Source organism: Pseudomonas sp. URMO17WK12:I6 (assembly GCF_003253625.1).
In the GTDB taxonomy this organism is placed as follows: Bacteria; Pseudomonadota; Gammaproteobacteria; order Pseudomonadales; family Pseudomonadaceae; genus Aquipseudomonas.
Map to the genome: position 1 here is coordinate 20,802 of NZ_QKYZ01000013.1, position 17,032 is coordinate 37,833.

16 protein-coding genes are annotated in these 17,032 nt (G+C 60.7%); 10 read left to right on the forward strand and 6 right to left on the reverse strand.

Features of this window, described 5'->3' with window-relative positions; all coding sequences use genetic code 11:
* Positions 1–73: 73 nt before the first annotated feature.
* Positions 74–1,504: an exodeoxyribonuclease I gene (gene sbcB / locus F475_RS21765; protein WP_111454698.1), complete on the reverse strand. Its 1,431-nt coding sequence runs from the start codon at positions 1,502–1,504 to the stop codon at positions 74–76.
* A 183-nt stretch (positions 1,505–1,687) separates the two neighbouring features.
* Here sbcB and F475_RS21770 point away from each other — a divergent pair, with 183 nt between their 5' ends.
* The 8 genes from F475_RS21770 to F475_RS21805 all read left to right on the forward strand — a co-directional run bounded on the left by F475_RS21770 (position 1,688) and on the right by F475_RS21805 (position 9,608).
* Positions 1,688–2,413 carry an RDD family protein gene (locus F475_RS21770; RefSeq protein WP_018926528.1) on the forward strand — a complete coding sequence of 242 codons (726 nt, stop codon included), beginning with the start codon at positions 1,688–1,690 and terminating at the stop codon, positions 2,411–2,413.
* Positions 2,410–3,387 (forward strand): stage II sporulation protein M, encoded by a 978-nt coding sequence (locus tag F475_RS21775; protein ID WP_064616342.1) that lies wholly within the window; start codon positions 2,410–2,412, stop codon positions 3,385–3,387. The genes F475_RS21770 and F475_RS21775 overlap by 4 nt, the downstream gene beginning before the upstream one ends.
* Complete coding sequence (locus tag F475_RS21780) at positions 3,374–4,918, forward strand: DUF4129 domain-containing protein (RefSeq protein WP_111454699.1); 1,545 nt, start codon at positions 3,374–3,376, stop codon at positions 4,916–4,918. The genes F475_RS21775 and F475_RS21780 overlap by 14 nt, the downstream gene beginning before the upstream one ends.
* The gene (locus F475_RS21785) at positions 4,915–6,078 is read left to right on the forward strand and encodes a DUF4350 domain-containing protein (RefSeq protein WP_111454700.1); all 1,164 of its coding nucleotides are present in this window, start codon (positions 4,915–4,917) and stop codon (positions 6,076–6,078) included. Before F475_RS21780 ends, F475_RS21785 begins: the two co-directional genes overlap by 4 nt.
* Positions 6,075–7,076 (forward strand): MoxR family ATPase, encoded by a 1,002-nt coding sequence (locus F475_RS21790; protein WP_064616339.1) that lies wholly within the window; start codon positions 6,075–6,077, stop codon positions 7,074–7,076. Before F475_RS21785 ends, F475_RS21790 begins: the two co-directional genes overlap by 4 nt.
* Before the next feature lie 148 nt (positions 7,077–7,224).
* Positions 7,225–8,556, forward strand: coding sequence for a DUF58 domain-containing protein (locus tag F475_RS21795; protein WP_111454701.1), 1,332 nt, complete (start codon positions 7,225–7,227; stop codon positions 8,554–8,556).
* 142 nt (positions 8,557–8,698) lie between these two features.
* The gene (locus F475_RS21800; RefSeq protein ID WP_111454702.1) at positions 8,699–8,947 is read left to right on the forward strand and encodes a hypothetical protein; all 249 of its coding nucleotides are present in this window, start codon (positions 8,699–8,701) and stop codon (positions 8,945–8,947) included.
* Positions 8,948–9,221: 274 nt separating this feature from the next.
* On the forward strand, positions 9,222–9,608 hold the full coding sequence (locus F475_RS21805; protein WP_371924385.1) for a DUF6124 family protein: 387 nt from the start codon (positions 9,222–9,224) through the stop codon (positions 9,606–9,608).
* Positions 9,609–9,661: 53 nt separating this feature from the next.
* Here the strand turns inward: F475_RS21805 and F475_RS21810 are convergent, their stop codons facing one another.
* Both F475_RS21810 and F475_RS21815 read right to left on the reverse strand, forming a co-directional pair.
* Positions 9,662–10,021, reverse strand: a complete 360-nt coding sequence (locus F475_RS21810) for a PilZ domain-containing protein (protein ID WP_111454703.1) — start codon at positions 10,019–10,021, stop codon at positions 9,662–9,664.
* A 237-nt stretch (positions 10,022–10,258) separates the two neighbouring features.
* Complete coding sequence (locus F475_RS21815; RefSeq protein ID WP_064616335.1) at positions 10,259–10,633, reverse strand: tol-pal system YbgF family protein; 375 nt, start codon at positions 10,631–10,633, stop codon at positions 10,259–10,261.
* Positions 10,634–10,806: 173 nt separating this feature from the next.
* Between F475_RS21815 and pyk the strand changes: the two genes are divergently transcribed.
* Positions 10,807–12,258: a pyruvate kinase gene (gene pyk, locus F475_RS21820; protein WP_018926537.1), complete on the forward strand. Its 1,452-nt coding sequence runs from the start codon at positions 10,807–10,809 to the stop codon at positions 12,256–12,258.
* A 98-nt stretch (positions 12,259–12,356) separates the two neighbouring features.
* Here the strand turns inward: pyk and F475_RS21825 are convergent, their stop codons facing one another.
* The 3 genes from F475_RS21825 to F475_RS21835 form a co-directional block, all read right to left on the reverse strand.
* Entirely contained in the window at positions 12,357–12,617 is a 261-nt protein-coding gene (locus F475_RS21825; protein WP_111454704.1) for a hypothetical protein, read from the reverse strand.
* Between the two features lie 148 nt (positions 12,618–12,765).
* Positions 12,766–13,701: an iron-sulfur-binding ferredoxin reductase gene (locus F475_RS21830; protein WP_111454705.1), complete on the reverse strand. Its 936-nt coding sequence runs from the start codon at positions 13,699–13,701 to the stop codon at positions 12,766–12,768.
* Positions 13,694–14,800, reverse strand: a complete 1,107-nt coding sequence (locus F475_RS21835) for a diguanylate cyclase (protein WP_026286454.1) — start codon at positions 14,798–14,800, stop codon at positions 13,694–13,696. The genes F475_RS21830 and F475_RS21835 overlap by 8 nt, the downstream gene beginning before the upstream one ends.
* 566 nt (positions 14,801–15,366) lie before the next feature.
* Here F475_RS21835 and F475_RS21840 point away from each other — a divergent pair.
* Positions 15,367–16,890 (forward strand): fumarate hydratase, encoded by a 1,524-nt coding sequence (locus F475_RS21840; RefSeq protein WP_018926542.1) that lies wholly within the window; start codon positions 15,367–15,369, stop codon positions 16,888–16,890.
* The last annotated feature ends 142 nt before the right edge of the window (positions 16,891–17,032 follow it).

The window sequence follows — 17,032 nt, forward strand, 5'->3', positions numbered from 1 at the left end:
CGCGACCAAAAGAACGCCAGCAAATGCTGGCGTTTTTTTATGCCCGGAATTCAATCGCAAGTCATTTTCGTTTTCAAATATTCAAACGTTTGCGTAATGCCTGGACATGAATCTGCCATTCATCCAGAACCTCTTGCTGAAACGATGTAGGACTAATCGTCAATTGGGCGGCAGCTGTCAGAAAACTTTCCAGCGTATTGGGAGCGCCCCACTCCGGTGCGGACAAACGTTGCTGACAGAATATTCGCCAGCGCTCTTGCTCTTCCAGGCTCAACGTATCGGGAAAGTTGCGTGCGCGATAAAGAAACAATAATTCGGGCAAGCGTTCATCATCGAAAGGCCACTGCTCTTGTGCTAATTGCGCAGGGTCGGCGGCTCTGACTTGCTCACATAGACGTCGATCCCGATCGCCAATAAAACCGTCGTATAACTGTTGCTCGGGGTCCAGGCTCGTGGCGAAATCCTCGCGGGCATAAATTCCCGAGACTTTATCTTGCCAAAGTTGTTGTGCGGCACTTAGCCGCAGCGCCCGTTCCTGATAGAGCGCCATGTCCAGCCCCAAACGTTGCTGATCTTCGGGACGAAGTACCGATAACGGCGCCACGACCGGGCACTTGTTGATGTGTATGAGCTTGAGCGGCACGGGCAGTTCGCCTTCGGCCAGATCGTCACGGCGTGTATAAAGCCGCTGACGCAAGGCTTCGGTATCCAGATCGAGCAGCCCCTGAGGGTCCAGGTGCAGGTCACAGACAATCAGCGCGTTGCGATTGCGTGGATGCCAGGCCAGTGGCAGTACCACGCCGACATAATGGCGGGCCGCCGAAAAGCGTCCGGAAATGTGCACCATCGGCTGCAACAGCCGAATCTGGTCCATCACCTTTTGTTTGCTGCGTAACTGAAACAGCCAGTCATACAACTTCGGCTGTTTTTCACGAATCAGACGCGCCAGGGCGATTGTGGCGCGAACATCCGACAGTGCCTCGTGGGCATTCCCGTGATCGATGCCGTTGGCGGCGGTCAGGCGTTCGAGCTTGAGCGTCACCCGCCCTTCGTCATCCGTGGGCCAGACGAAGCCATCGGGACGCAACGCATAAGCCGCGCGCACGATGTCGATCAGGTCCCAGCGGCTGTTGCCGCCCTGCCACTCCCGTGCGTAGGGGTCGAAAAAGTTTCGATACAGGCTGTAACGGGTCATCTCGTCGTCGAAACGCAGCGTGTTGTACCCTGCCCCACAAGTGCCGGGCAGGGCGAGCTGGGCATGAACCCGTGTCATGAAATCAGCTTCGCTCAAACCTTGCTCGGCCAGAAGGCCAGGCGTGATACCGGTGATCGCGCAAGCCGCCGGATGCGGCAGGATGTCGTCACTGGGCTGGCAGTAGAGATTGACCGGCTCGTCTATTTCATTGAGATCGAAGTCGGTGCGAATCCCCGCCACTTGCAACGGACGGTCGCAACGGGGGTTGATGCCAGTGGTTTCGTAGTCGTACCAGAAGATCGAGGTCACGGGTTGTTCCTGAACAGAAGACCGGCGAAGTCTAGGCGCACACAGGCTGCCTCGACCAGAAATGTTGTCATTCAATCACCTCCGGCCGCATACCGTGCAATACATAGTTATGTCGTTTCCCCCCGAGAGGCTGCTAGCATCGAACGGACATCGAATCGCAAACCGGCCACAGCAAGGTTGCCCATGCTCGAGACCACAGCACTGCCACGGAAAGCAACGCTGGCCCCGCCACTCGACACGCGGTATCAGGTCGAAACGCCCGAAGGCATCGACTTGCCACTGCGCCCGGCCGGGTTGATGGTCCGTGCGCTGGCGTTCACCATCGACCTGGGCCTGCGCGGGTTGATCCTGGGCCTGCTGTTCATGGTGCTGGCGTTCCTCGGCAAACTCGGCGCGGGGCTTGGCTCGATTTTGCTGTTCGTGGTGAGCTGGTGGTACATGGTGCTGTTCGAGGTGCTCAATCAGGGGCGCTCGCCGGGCAAGCAATGGATGGGATTGCGCGTGGTGCACGACGATGGCACCCCGATCGGCTGGTCCGCGTCCTTGCTGCGCAACCTGTTGCGATTTGTCGACATGTTGCCGTTCGGCTACTTCCTCGGGGCGATCAGTTGCCTGCAACATCCCACCTTCAAACGCCTCGGCGACCTGGCCGCCGGCACGCTGGTGATCTACCGCGAACAACCGCTCACCCGACCGCAGTTACCCGATGCCCCGCCGCGGCGTGCCGCTTTCGCGCTGACGCTGACCGAGCAACGCGCCATCCTCGGGTTTGCCGAGCGCCAGGGTGAACTCTCCGAGGCGCGGGCAGGTGAACTCGCCTCGATACTCGCGCAACCGCTGCACGTTTCAGCGCCGCAGGCCGTGGCCGAACTCAACGGCATCGCCCGCGGACTGTTGGGCCCGACATGAAGCAAAGCCTATTCGAAAGCCGCCACAAGACCGAATGGGAGCAGTTTGCACTCATGCTCGAACGGCTGGAACGCGGCAAGGAAACCTCGCGAGTCGCCAGCTTCCCCAGCGACTATCGACGGCTCTGCCAACACCTGGCCCTGGCTCAGGAGCGTGGTTACAGCAGCTTTTTGGTCGACTCGTTACAGCAACAGGTGCTGCGCGGGCATCAACAGCTTTATCGGCATCGCAGTTGGCTGAGGGCCAACGTACTGAGCTTCATCCTTGCCGACTTCCCGCGACTGGTGCGCGAACAATGGCCCTTCGTGCTTGCCGCCAGCCTGATATTTTTTGGCAGCCTGATTGGCATCGGGCTGCTGGTGTATCTGTTCCCGGAACTGGTCTACAACCTGATCCCGGCCGAGCAGGTCAGTGAAATGCAAAGCATGTACGACCCTGTCGCCGGTCATCTGGGGCGCTTGGCAGAACGGGCGGCCAGTGAAGACTGGGAGATGTTCGGTTACTACATCATGCACAACATCGGCATCGCGTTTCAGACCTTCGCCAGCGGTTTGCTGTTTGGTCTGGGCAGCGCGTTTTTCCTGTTCTTCAACGGCTTGATGATCGGTGCGGTGGCCGGGCACCTGACGCACATCGGCTACGGGCAAACCTTCTGGTCATTCGTGATCGGGCACGGCGCCTTCGAACTGAGCGCCATTGCCCTGGCCGGTGCCGCCGGCCTGCAACTGGGCTGGGCGTTGATCGCGCCGGGACGTTTGCCCCGCGCCGAAGCCCTGCGAGTGGCGGCGAGCAAGAGCGTGTTGCTGATTTGCGGGGTCATGCTGTTTTTGTTGATTGCAGCGTTTATAGAAGCCTACTGGTCGTCGCGGACCGGAGTCACGCCGCTGACCAAATACCTGGTCGGCGCAGCGCTCTGGGTGTTGGTCGCGACTTATCTGCTGTTTGCCGGACGGACCCGCCATGCGCCTGAGTGACGCCAGTGCAGTGATTCGCCCACGCACAAACTGGGAAGCCATGGACCTGGGGGTGCTGCTGAGTCAGCGCCATCGACGCCTGTTGATGACCAGTTGGGCGATCGTGACCCTACCGATTTTTACCTTGCTCAGCCTGATGCTGTGGGAGTCGCCCTCCCTCGCCCTGTTCCTGTTCTGGTGGCTCAAACCGGCGTTCGACCGGCTACCGCTGTACATCCTGTCCAAAGCCATGTTCGGCGAAACACCCACGCTGAAACAGGCCCTGTGCCAATGGCCGCGCCTGCTCCCGCCGCAACTGCTGGCCAGCCTGACCTGGCGCCGCCTGAGCCTGAGCCGCAGCTTTCTGATGCCGGTGGTACAACTCGAAGGCCTGGAGGGCGAAGCACGACAACAGCGTTTACGCGTGCTGTTGCAGCGCAATGCCGGTGCCGCGCAATGGCTGACAATCATCGGCGTGCACCTGGAAACCGCGTTGTGGATCGGCCTGATGGTGCTGTTCTACATGCTCTTGCCGCTGCAGGTCGAACTGGACTGGGGCTGGCAGACCTTGATTGCCGCCGCCACACAAGACTGGCGCTGGCTGGAACACCTGACCAATGCTTTTTACGCCCTGGTGCTGGTGGTCTGGGAACCGATTTATGTCGCCTGTGGTTTCAGCCTTTACCTGAACCGGCGCACACGGCTGGAAGCCTGGGACATCGAACTGGTGTTCCGCCGCTTGCGCCAACGCCTGAGCAGCGCAGTCATCACGCTGCTGCTGGCGGCGTGTGTGCTGGTGCCGACGGGGCAAAGCGTCTGGGCCGCCGAACCGGGCATGTCACCGGACAGCCCGCGTCTGCTGGAGCAACCGCTGACCAGTCAGGCATCCCGAGACAGCATCAAGGCCATCCTCGATCAGCCACCGTTCAAGAACAAGGAAACGGTGACCCGCTATCGGTTCGGCGAAGACAAGCCCGCCGACGATACCGCGCACGGTGGTCAAACACCCGCCTGGCTGAAAGCGCTGTTCGGTTTGCTCGACAGCCAACGTTTCGGCGCATTGGCCAACCTGATCGAGGTGTTGCTGTGGGGCGCGGTGATCGGCGCCATTGGCCTGTTGATCTGGCGTTACCGCGACTGGTTGCAGGCGTTCGTCAGCCGCCGGCCAGCGCTCAACCGAAAAGTGACGCGACCATTGCCGCAGCAGGCGTTCGGCCTGGACCTCAACCGAGAAACCCTGCCCGCCGATATCGCGGCCAGCGCCGAAAGCCTCTGGCAAACCAACCCGCGTGAAGCCCTTGGCTTGCTCTATCGCGCCTTGCTCAGCCACTTGCTGAACGACTTCGACATGACGCTCAAACCCGCCGACACCGAAGGCGAAGTGCTTCAGCGCGTTGAACAATTGAAGCAACCGGCGTTGCTGGCCTTCAGTAAAAACCTGACCGCACACTGGCAGAACATGGCCTACGGGCATCGCCTGCCACCGGCGCATTTGCAACAGGAACTGTGTGACGGCTGGCGCGCATTGTTCGGCCCCGGAGCGGTCCGTTGAACCGCAAGGCATGGCTGGCGGTCGGCGGGTTCATCGTCGTGCTCTTGGGTGCGCTGAGTGCTTACCTGTATTTCAAGGCCACGCCCTATCAGGTACAAATCGAACACGGCCCGTCCCCTGAAGCCCAGGCCAATCCCTACCTGGCCGCCGAGCATTTTCTGCGCAAACAGGGCCTGACCGTCAGCCACGCCAACAGCCTCGACATCCTGCCGACCCTCGAACCGCGTCAGCACAGCCTGTTGTTGCTCGGCGACCGCTCGAACATGTCGCCGCGCCAGGTGGATCAGGTGTTGAACTGGACCCGGGCCGGTGGGCGCCTGGTATTCGTCGCCGAAGCCCTGTGGGATGAAAAGAACGGCCAAAGCAATGACCTGCTGCTCGACCGGGTGCAGTTGCACCAGTTCCTGAGCAAAGACCTCAAGGACTCGCCTCCCGATCTGCGCGATGATCCCTACCCCAAACTGACCAAGCTCTATCTGGAAAACGAAGAGGCGCCGGCCTACTTCAGCTTCGATACCGCGTTCCACCTCGACGACCCGAAAAACCTCGCCCAGGCCTGGGCCAACAGTGGCAAGGCCACGCACATGATGCAGCTGAGCCACGGGCTGGGTTCGATCACCGTGGTCACCGATGCCGACCTCTGGAAAACCCCGGCCATCAACCAGTACGACAACGCCTGGCTGCTGTGGTACCTGACGGCCGACACCGATGTGACCCTGCTGTTCAATACCGAGCACGACAGTCTGCTGACCTTGTTGTGGCGTTACTTTCCCCAAGCCCTGGTGGCCCTGATCGCCTTGATCGCTTTGGGTTTCTGGCACGTTGGCGTGCGCAGCGGCCCGTTGCTGGAGCCGGCCCCAAGGGCGCGTCGGCATCTTCAGGAACACCTGCGCGCAAGCGCCGATTTCATGCTGCGCCGCAGCGGTCAGCACAGCCTGTTGCACGCCTTGCAGCAAGACATCCTGCGTCGTGTCCGCCACCGTCATCCCGGTTTTGAACAACTCGGCGTCGCCGAACAATGGCTGGTGCTCGCACGCCTGACCGGCCACCCCACACGCGCCATCAGCCAGGCCATGAGCCCGAGACCGAAACAGCGGCTGTCCAGCGCTGAATTCAGCCGTCAGGTCGCCCACCTGCAAACCTTGAGGAACGCCTTATGAGTGAACAGATCGAGCCCGGCACCCAGACCCACGCCGCCCAGCAGCGCCAGCGCGCCGGCCAGTTGGCCCAGGCGATAAGAACGGAGTTGCAAAAAGCGGTGATTGGCCAGAACACCGTGATCGACGATGTGCTCACCGCCCTGATCGCCGGCGGCCATGTGCTGCTCGAAGGCGTGCCGGGGTTGGGCAAGACGTTGCTGGTGCGCGCCCTCGCCCGTTGCTTCGGTGGCGAATACGCCCGCATCCAGTTCACCCCGGACCTGATGCCCAGCGACGTCACCGGGCACGCGGTGTACGACCTGCAAACCGAGCAATTCAAACTGCGCAAAGGCCCGTTGTTCACCAACCTGCTGCTGGCCGATGAAATCAACCGCGCCCCGGCAAAAACCCAGGCCGCGTTGCTCGAAGCCATGCAGGAACGCCAGGTCACCCTCGAAGGCCGCGCCCTGCCCATCGCCCAACCGTTCATGGTGCTGGCCACGCAAAACCCGATCGAACAGGAAGGCACTTACCCGTTACCCGAAGCCGAACTCGACCGCTTCATGCTCAAGGTGCGCATGGATTACCCCGAGGCCGATCAGGAATTGGACATGGTGCGTCAGGTCAGCCGCTCGACCCGCGCCGACATGCTCGATGTACAACCGCTGCGCACCGTGTTGCAAGCCAAGGACGTGCTGGCCTTGCAGCGCATTGCCAGTGACCTGCCGCTGGACGATCAGGTGCTCGATTACGCCGTGCGCCTGGCCCGCACCACCCGCACCTGGCCGGGTTTGACCCTCGGCGCCGGGCCTCGCGCCTCCATCGCCCTGGCACGTTGCGCCCGCGCCCGCGCCTTGTTGCGCGGAGGCGAGTTCGTGATTCCCGACGACATCAAAGGTTGCGCCCTGGCGGTACTGCGTCACCGCGTGCGGATTGCCCCGGAGCTGGACATCGAAGGGCTGGACGTCGATCAGGTGCTCAAGCAACTGCTCGACCAAGTGCCGGCGCCACGCCTGTGAACATGGCCATCCGGACCACCCCTGTGGCGAGGGAGCTTGCTCCCGCCGGGCTGCGAAGCGGCCCCAACATTTCTGATAGGGCGAAGAACTTGCCAGCACTGCGCACTGGAGCGGGAGCAAGCTCCCTCGCCACAGGAACTGTGTGCCGATGAAACCATCCCGGCTTCTACTGGCCTGGCTTGCGGCCTTGCTAGCCATCGGCATCGTGCTGGGCGCCTTACGGGCGCTGGACATCGCCGTTCCATCAAGCCTTTTATCGATCAACTGGGGATTACTGCTAGCCCTGTTGGCCCTGGCGATACTCGATGCCATTCGCCTCAAGCGTTTGCCCTCACCGCGCCTCCAGCGACAAATGCCCGGCAGCCTGGCACTCGGTCGCTGGAGCGAAGTGCGATTGGAGGTCGAGCATGATTTTACCCAACCACTGAACATTCAGATCTTCGACCACGTACCCGACGGCCTGAGCGTCGAAAACCTGCCCCTGTCGGTCGAACTGCAACCTGGCCAACAGAGCCAGATCAGCTACCGCCTGCGCCCGCTCATGCGCGGCCATTTCAGCTTCGAATACTGCGAAATCAACCTGCCGAGCCCCATGGGGTTGTGGTCCGACAAACGCCTGCTCAACATACCCGACACCACCCGCGTCTACCCCGACTTCGCCCGCCTCTACGGCGGCCAGTTGCTGGCGGTGGACAACTGGCTCAGCCAACTCGGCGTACGCCAGCGCCAACGTCGCGGCCTGGGCCTGGAATTCCATCAACTGCGCGAATTCCGCGAAGGCGACAGCCTGCGCCAGATCGACTGGAAAGCCACCGCCCGCCAACGCACCCCCATCGCCCGCGAGTACCAGGACGAGCGCGACCAGCAAATCATCTTCATGCTCGATTGCGGCCGTCGCATGCGCAGCCAGGACGGCGAGCTCGCGCATTTCGATCACGCTCTCAATGCCTGCCTGTTGCTCAGCTACATCGCGTTGCGCCAGGGCGACGCGGTGGGCTTGAGCACCTTCGCCAGCAATCATCCGCACTACCTTGCCCCGGTCAAGGGCACAGGCCAGCTCAACGTGTTGCTCAACACCGTCTACGACCTCGACAGCACCCAACGCCCGGCCGACTACCAGGCCGCCGTCACGCAACTACTGGCCCGACAAAAACGCCGGGCACTGGTGGTGCTGGTGACCAACCTGCGGGATGAAGACGATGAAGAACTGCTGACCGCCGTCAAACGCCTGAGCAAACTGCATCGGGTGCTGGTGGCGAGCCTGCGCGAAGACTTGCTCGACAGCCTGCGGCAAACGCCGGTGCAAACCTTGCCGGAGGCGCTGGCCTATTGTGGGACGGTGGATTATTTGAATGACCGGGCGCAGCTCCATGAGCGGTTGAGTGCTCATGGAGTGCCGGTGGTGGATGCTCGGCCCTCAGAGTTAGGGGCCGAGTTGGTGACGGCGTATTTGGGGTGGAAAAAAGCTGGAACGATGTAACGTCGAATCGTATATAAAATCGTCATATCACGATGCCGACATGGATATGACGTGCGAGCACGTACGACAAGCCCTCAATCCGGGTACTTACGAAAATCAGTCCCACTCAACAACCTGAAAGCTCTATCGCAAGGAATCCATCATGGACGAGACAAAACTATTTGCTTCAGTGCTAACGCAGATCAATGAGAACCAACTGGCTTTGGGTGCCGCTATAGAAGAACTATCGAATTGGATAGCGCAACGAGGTGCTACCGAAATAGCGAATAACATCCGATGTGCATTGCAAGCGATAGATCGAAACCAAGAATTCATCTCTTTGGCACTTATTTCTATCTCCACCGATTTTAAAGAATCACAAGCTCCAAAAAAGCATGACCCTAATGACTAGCTAACCATCAAGAGTCGTAATTCTCCTCGGCTGTTACCCGATGCTCCTCATCGGGTAACAACTGACGTTCATGGTCAGTAATATGCTTGTTGTCCTCCTCCCGACTTCTCGAATAGCAGCGCTAACGGCTACAGAATGAAGCGCATCTGCCTACAAGTGTCAGCGACCCAGGCTGATTGTGGGTGGTGTCCGTCCCAACATAAGGTTCTCCTTCCCTCGCTGCCGTCCATTCGTCTACCTCCGAATCGGCGGTAGCTCCAACAAGGAGTTAACCGTGTCAATGCCTCGACCCAATTCACTCAATACCATCCCGCGTTCCCCCTACGGAACCCTCGACTCAAGAAAACTCCAAGACGCTGCCAACAGGGCTCTAGATCACTATCTCAAACAGGAAAACACTGAGCCGTGTTTTGCCAACGAACGCCCCACCGAGGAACGATCCATGAAAATGTTCACCGTTGTCCCCGATGCCAATCCCGAAGCCTTGACCATCGAGACCTACGAAACCTTTTCGACGGTCAGCATTCTGCTACTCGACCTGGCGGAAAGCCTGGACGACAAGCCGCGGCATCTGGCCATGGCAATTTACCGGATGAGTGAGTTGGGGCTGATGCTGGTGGAACGGTCGCTGGATAACGAGAAGGCGATTAAAACGACGTAGCGACGAATCCCAGTAGCAGCAGGCTGCGCCAGCTGCTACTGGTTGCGGATTTGTCAGGCTGAAGCAGGCAATGGCTGAAAGCTGAAGTACTGCGTCAACGCCTCCACCAATTGCCCGTACTCCGGCGGTGCCCGTTGCAGGCTGAACCCGGCGTCGTAATGATGGGGCGTGACGTCTTCATGGCACCACAGGCAACACGCCTTCAGGTCAATGACCTGCTGGCAGCCGTCGCTGGCGGGGATTTTCAATCGCAGGTCAAAATCGACGCCCACCATCATCGGCAACTGGCTGATGAGCATCAGCCCGTCGCTGGACAAGTTGCCCAGAAAGCCGATGGGTTTGTCGGTGACGCTGTTGAACACTTTCAGAAAAGACGGCAGTTGATGCCGCTCGATCCGGCGGTCGGTAAACATGCGCAAATGGCCCAGCAAGGCCCTTAAGCAGGGCCGCACTAATGCTTCGGAACGTGCCGGCTGCTTGATAAGCCTGGGCGCGCTCTCCCCGATCCTGGTGCGTCAGTCCTTACCACGCTGACGCTTACTGCTGCCGATCACAGGTATCACCTCGGTTTAGAGGCAAGGCTCTAAAACCGATCCATTCGACTATAGCTCACCACCGCCGGGCGGCCAGCCGTTGCATGACAGCTGCCATCAGAACTGCGTCGGGCGCACGGCCGCCGCGCTACGCGTCGGGTAATGGCCCAGGCTCTGCAAGGTTTCCAGACGGGCGCGAGCGCGGTAGGCGTATTCGCTTTGCGGGTACGAGGCAATGATGAACTGATAAGTCTGCGCCGCATCGATGAACAGCTTCTGCCGTTCCAGGCACTGGCCGCGCATCATCGACACTTCCGGCTGTACGTAGCGACGGGAACGACTTTCACGATCGACCTTGGACAGTTCGAGCATCACCTGTTCGCAGTTGCCGCGTTCGTAGGCGCTGTAGGCATTGTTCAAATGATGGTCCATCGACCAATGGGTGCAGCCCGCAGCACTGAGGGCAAGGACGGCAATGAGCACGAATCGCATAGGGGGATCTCCTGTCTTGCGCTCTGTATCGACCCGTTGTCGGAAATCTTCAGGATGGCGTGCTGCAAAGTTGTCACGTTCAATAAAGAAAGCAATAAGTAGTGCAAACGAACAATGACTACACCCAAAGACCATAGTAGCCTCTGCTAGCGCTTGAACTCAGGAGTCTTTGCATGTCCGTCCGTCGTACCAAAATCGTCGCTACCCTTGGCCCGGCCAGTAACTCGCCGGAAGTTCTCGAACAGCTGATTCTGGCTGGCCTGGACGTCGCCCGCCTGAACTTCTCCCACGGCACCCCCGACGAGCACAAGGCTCGCGCGAAGCTGGTGCGTGACCTCGCTGCCAAGCACGGCCGCTTCGTCGCCCTGCTGGGTGACCTGCAAGGCCCGAAAATCCGTATCGCCAAATTCGCCAACAAGCGGATCGAGTTGAAGATCGGTGATCAATTCACCTTCTCCACCAGCCATCCGCTGACCGAAGGCAACCAGCAAGTGGTCGGCATCGACTACCCGGACCTGGTGAAAGACTGCGGCGTGGGCGACGAGCTGCTGCTCGACGACGGCCGCGTGGTGATGCGCGTCGATACCGCCACTGCCACCGAACTGAATTGCACCGTGACCATCGGCGGCCCGCTGTCGGACCATAAAGGCATCAACCGTCGCGGTGGTGGCCTGACGGCACCGGCCCTGACCGAGAAAGACAAGGCCGACATCAAGCTCGCCGCCGAAATGGAAGTCGACTACCTCGCGGTGTCCTTCCCCCGTGACGCCGCCGACATGGAATACGCCCGTCAACTGCGCGACGAAGCCGGCGGCACCGCCTGGCTGGTGGCGAAGATCGAACGCGCCGAAGCCGTGGCCGACGACGAAACCCTCGACGGCCTGATCAAAGCCTCCGACGCGGTGATGGTGGCCCGTGGTGACCTGGGCGTGGAAATCGGCGACGCCGAGCTGGTGGGCATTCAGAAGAAAATCATTCTGCACGCACGTCGCCACAACAAGGCCGTGATCGTCGCGACCCAGATGATGGAGTCGATGATCCAGAACCCGATGCCGACCCGCGCCGAAGTGTCCGACGTAGCCAACGCCGTACTCGACTACACCGACGCCGTGATGCTCTCGGCTGAAAGTGCTGCTGGCCTGTACCCGCTGGAAGCGGTGCAAGCCATGGCGCGCATCTGCATCGGCGCTGAAAAGCACCCGACCAGCAAGACCTCCAGCCACCGCATCGGCAAGGAATTCGAGCGCTGCGACGAGAGCATCGCGCTGGCAACCATGTACACCGCCAACCACTTCCCAGGCGTGAAAGCGATCATCGCGCTGACCGAAAGCGGCTACACCCCGCTGATCATGTCGCGTATCCGCTCGTCGGTGCCGATTTACGCGTTCACCCCGCACCGCGAAGCCCAGGCCCGCGCAGCGATGTTCCGTGGCGTGTACACCGTTCCGTTCGACCCGGCCTCGCTGGCACCGAACGAAGTCAGCCAGAAAGCCATCGACGAGCTGGTCAAGCGCGGCGTCGTGCAGAAAGGTGACTGGGTGATCCTGACCAAGGGCGACAGCTACCACACCACCGGCGGTACCAACGGCATGAAGATCCTGCACGTGGGCGACCCGCAGGTCTGAGTGACCGATTGCTGAAAAACAAAAGCCCCGCCATGTGAATGGCGGGGCTTTTTTTCGTCTGTGGTGATCGTTCCCACGCAGAGCGTGGGAACGATCGGTTAGTGTTTGCTGATAAACGCTGACAACGCCGCCATCGCTTCCGGCGAGCGCAACCGCTGGGTGAACAACGCGCCCTCTTCTTCTATGACCTGGCGCAGCTGTTCCCGGTCCGGCGCTTCCTCGGGATCGCTGTCGGCAAGTCGTAACCCCTCCGCCAGTTGGCTGAGCATGGCGCGGGTCAGGGCGTTTTTCTTTTCCGGGCGGTTGAGGCGCAGGGTCAGTAAACCGCGCTCACGTTCAAACTGGATGGCGTCGGGCATGGCGTGTCCTGATCTGAGAGGATCAACTGTGGCGAGGGAGCTTGCTCCCGCTTGACCGGGCTGGCGCTCCAGTGCGCAGCGCTCACAAACTTTTGGGGCCGCTACGCAGCCCAGCGGGAGCAAGCTCCCTCGCCACAAAAATCAGCGCTCAACCATGGGGTACAAAGACATCCGCCAGCAGTTGATTGCGCGGCAAACCCGCCAGGTACAGGCGCCGGGCAAAGGCGTCGACGCTGTCGGGTGCTCCGCAGACTAAGGCCAGGGTTTGCCGGGAAACAAGGCGCAGTTGCGCCAAAGCCACGGGCAACTCAGCCGCCGTCCATAGCTCGACATTAAGGTTTTCACGGCCCTCGGCCATGGCTTGCAGGGGTTTGGCCAGATAATGCTCACTGGCATCATGGGCCAGGTGAATGACGCGGATGGCGCCCTGGTGATGCTGACGCAACGCTTCACGCAAGATGCCGAACAACGGCCCCAGACCGGTGCCGGCCGCCAGCAACCACAGCGGGCGGGTGTGCCAGTCCGGATCGTAATGCAGCGCCCCGCCGCGCAACTCGCCGAGGCGGATCGGATCGCCGATTTTCAAGCGACGCGCCGCGTCACTGAACTCCCCCGGTTGGCGGCAATCGAGGTGGAATTCCAGAAAGCGGTCTTCTTCCGGCAGGCTGGCCAGGGAATATGGCCGCGCCACCTGCCCCGCCCACAACACCAGATGCTGCCCCGCCTGATAGCGCAACGGGCGCTCGCTGCTCAGGCGCAAGCGCAACACGCTGGCGCTCAGCCAATCGCTGGCGACCACTTGCGCGGCAAGACCATCGCGCAGCGGGTCAAAAGTTTCGACTTGCAGATCGTCAACCACCTGGCACTGACAGGCCAACCGCCAGCCCTGTTGGCGCTGTTCATTGCTCAAGGCATCGGGACGGCTGTCGCTGGGCAGGCCCTCGACACATTTGACCAGGCACGCGTGGCAACTGCCGGCGCGGCAGCTATAGGGCACCGGCACGCCGTTTTGATTGAGGGCATCGAGCAGGTTACTGCCCGCCGCCACTGCCCATTGGCGTTCGCCGACCCGTAACTCAGGCATCGACATTCTCCCAGGCGGCCGCGCAACGGTTACGGCCGTCACGCTTGGCGCGGTACAGCGCCTGATCGGCGCGGTGCAAGGCGTGATCCAGATCGTGGCCCAGTTCCAACAAGGTCATGCCCGCCGACAGGCTGAGATGGGCGATCTCCAGGCCGACCAATTCGACATCCATGAAGGCTATGCGCAAGCGCTCGCAACAGGCCGTCAGGCGCTCGGCATCGCAATCGGGCAACAGCACCACGAATTCTTCACCGCCGTAACGGGCCAGAATATCGCCATCGCGCAGGCAGGCCGTGGCCACTCCGGCGAACGCTTGCAGCACCTGATCGCCGGCGGCGTGGCCGTGAACATCGTTGATGCGTTTGAAGTGGTCGAGGTCGATCAGCGCCAGGCCATGCACCACACCGACTTCCATGGCATTCAACTCGCGGGAGGCCAGGCGCAGGAAATGCCGGCGGTTGAACAGCCCGGTGAGTTCGTCGGTCGCCACCAGGCCTTCGAGCTGGCGCATCATCCCGCGCAGGGTGTCTTGATGCGCCTGCAAGGCGAACCGCCGCTGCCGCATACGCTGGCGCGACACCTGGACGTAACGGGCATAAAGCACCAGCCAGCCGAGCACCACAAACAGCACGCACACCTGCAACAGGGACTGCGTCGGGTCGTGCAGCTCGAAGTGGTAGAGCTCCCATAACGTGATGGCGCTGAAACTGAAAAACACCAGCAACGCGCAACGCACAAAAGCAATACGCGACAGATGAAACAGCCCGAACAACAGGATCAGCAGGTAAAACACCAGAAATGCACCGCGCGCCTCGTCCAGATGGGCGATCAGCCAGGATTGCCAACCCAGCCCCAGCAGAATTTGCACTTCGGTCAGGCTGGGGTCGGAACACCGCAGGTTCGTGCCGCTGTAAAAAACCGCGAACAACACGGCCTGACTGAACACCGTCAACACGCTGCCGATCACCATGCCAGCAAGGGAGTCGTTGTAATGGCCGGTGAAAAACGCCAGCCACACCAGCAGCAAGGCCAGGGCATAAGTGCCGGCCGCAAGGGCAAAGCGTTTGAGCAAAAGCCGCTGGATGGCGTTATGGGTCAATCGTTGATTCACCGTGCGAAAGGAGGCTGATCGAGTGTCCTACTCTACAGGCCGGATGCCACTTTAGTGGCGAGTCTGATAAATGACCATTCAATTTTTGTGGCGAAAATCTGGCGTCAAACCCATGACCCGCTTCCTGTGAGTCGAGCCTTGCTGCATTCCAGGTAGCAGCTGCCGAAGACTGCGTTCGCTGTAGCAGCTGTCGAGCTTGCGAGGCTGCGTTCGGCTGCGAAGCAGTCGTGAATCCGGCTGACACGGTCTGCCTGACATACCGCAAATCTCTGATATTACGACTGCTTCGCAGCCGAACGCAGCCTTCGGCAGCTGCTACAGGTTCGCGTTGTGCGGCTATATCAGGATTCGTGGCGATCCGCACCGGCGATGTATGCGACCAACGTTTGACTGTCAACGGATGTACCCGCCTTTGATGCGCGGTATACTGCCGCGCCTTTTTAGCGTCGCGCCAGCATGCCCGGCGTGCCTTGAAAGGTGTCTGCGACCGACCGATGCACCCAAGCCGCAGGCACCTTATTGAATGTTCCCGTCTTTTAGAGGAGCGCGACTCGATGACCGTGATCAAGCAAGACGACCTGATTCAGAGCGTTGCTGACGCCCTGCAATTCATTTCTTACTACCACCCCGTGGATTTCATCCAGGCGATGCACGAGGCCTACCTGCGTGAAGAATCGCCGGCAGCCCGCGATTCCATCGCGCAAATCCTGATCAACTCGCGCATGTGCGCCACCGGCCACCGCCCGATCTGCCAGGACACCGGCATCGTCACCGTGTTCGTGCGCGTAGGCATGGACGTACGTTGGGATGGCGCCACCATGGGCCTGGACGACATGATCAACGAAGGCGTGCGCCGGGCTTACAACCTGCCGGAAAACGTCCTGCGTGCCTCGATCCTCGCCGACCCGGCGGGCGCTCGTAAAAACACCAAGGACAACACCCCGGCTGTGATCCACTACTCCATCGTTCCGGGTAACACCGTGGAAGTGGACGTGGCGGCCAAGGGCGGCGGTTCCGAGAACAAGTCGAAAATGGCCATGCTCAACCCGTCCGACTCGATCGTCGACTGGGTTTTGAAAACCGTTCCGACCATGGGCGCCGGCTGGTGCCCACCGGGCATGCTCGGCATCGGCATCGGCGGCACCGCCGAGAAAGCCGCCGTGATGGCCAAGGAAGTGTTGATGGAATCCATCGACATTCACGAGCTCAAAGCACGCGGCCCGCAGAACCGTATCGAAGAGATGCGCCTGGAGCTGTTCGAGAAGGTTAACCAACTGGGCATCGGTGCCCAGGGCCTGGGCGGTCTGACCACCGTGCTCGACGTGAAGATCATGGATTACCCGACCCACGCCGCCTCCCTGCCGGTGTGCATGATCCCGAACTGCGCCGCCACCCGTCACGCGCACTTCGTGCTCGACGGTTCCGGCCCGGCCTCGCTGGAAGCGCCACCGCTGGACGCCTACCCGGAAATCGTCTGGGAAGCCGGCCCATCGGCCCGTCGCGTCAACCTCGACACCCTGACACCGGAAGAAGTGCAGAGCTGGAAGCCGGGCGAAACCGTCCTGCTCAACGGCAAGATGCTCACCGGCCGCGACGCCGCGCACAAGCGCATGGTCGAGATGCTGAACAAGGGCGAAGCCCTGCCGGTGGACCTGAAAGGTCGCTTCATCTACTACGTCGGCCCGGTTGATCCGGTGCGCGAAGAAGTGGTTGGCCCGGCTGGCCCGACTACCGCCACGCGGATGGACAAGTTCACCCGTCAGATCCTCGAGCAAACCGGCCTGTTGGGCATGATCGGCAAATCCGAGCGCGGCCCGACCGCAATCGAAGCGATCAAGGACCACAAAGCCGTTTACCTGATGGCAGTCGGCGGCGCGGCTTACCTGGTGGCGCAAGCGATCAAGAAATCCCGCGTGGTGGCGTTCGCCGAACTGGGGATGGAAGCGATCTACGAGTTCGACGTGAAAGACATGCCGGTCACCGTTGCGGTGGACAGCAAGGGTGAGTCGGTACACATCACCGGCCCAGCAATCTGGCAGCAGAAGATCAGCGAAAGCCTGGCGGTAGAAGTGCAATAAGCACTTAATCCTGCTCGCACGGCCGGTTCATCGATACTGATGACCCGGCCGTTTTTTATCCAACGCTCAAACTATTTTCGTTATAGAAAAGCTTTCAGTTCAATCAATTTGATCTTGAAAAACCCTCTCCCCCTGTCAGATC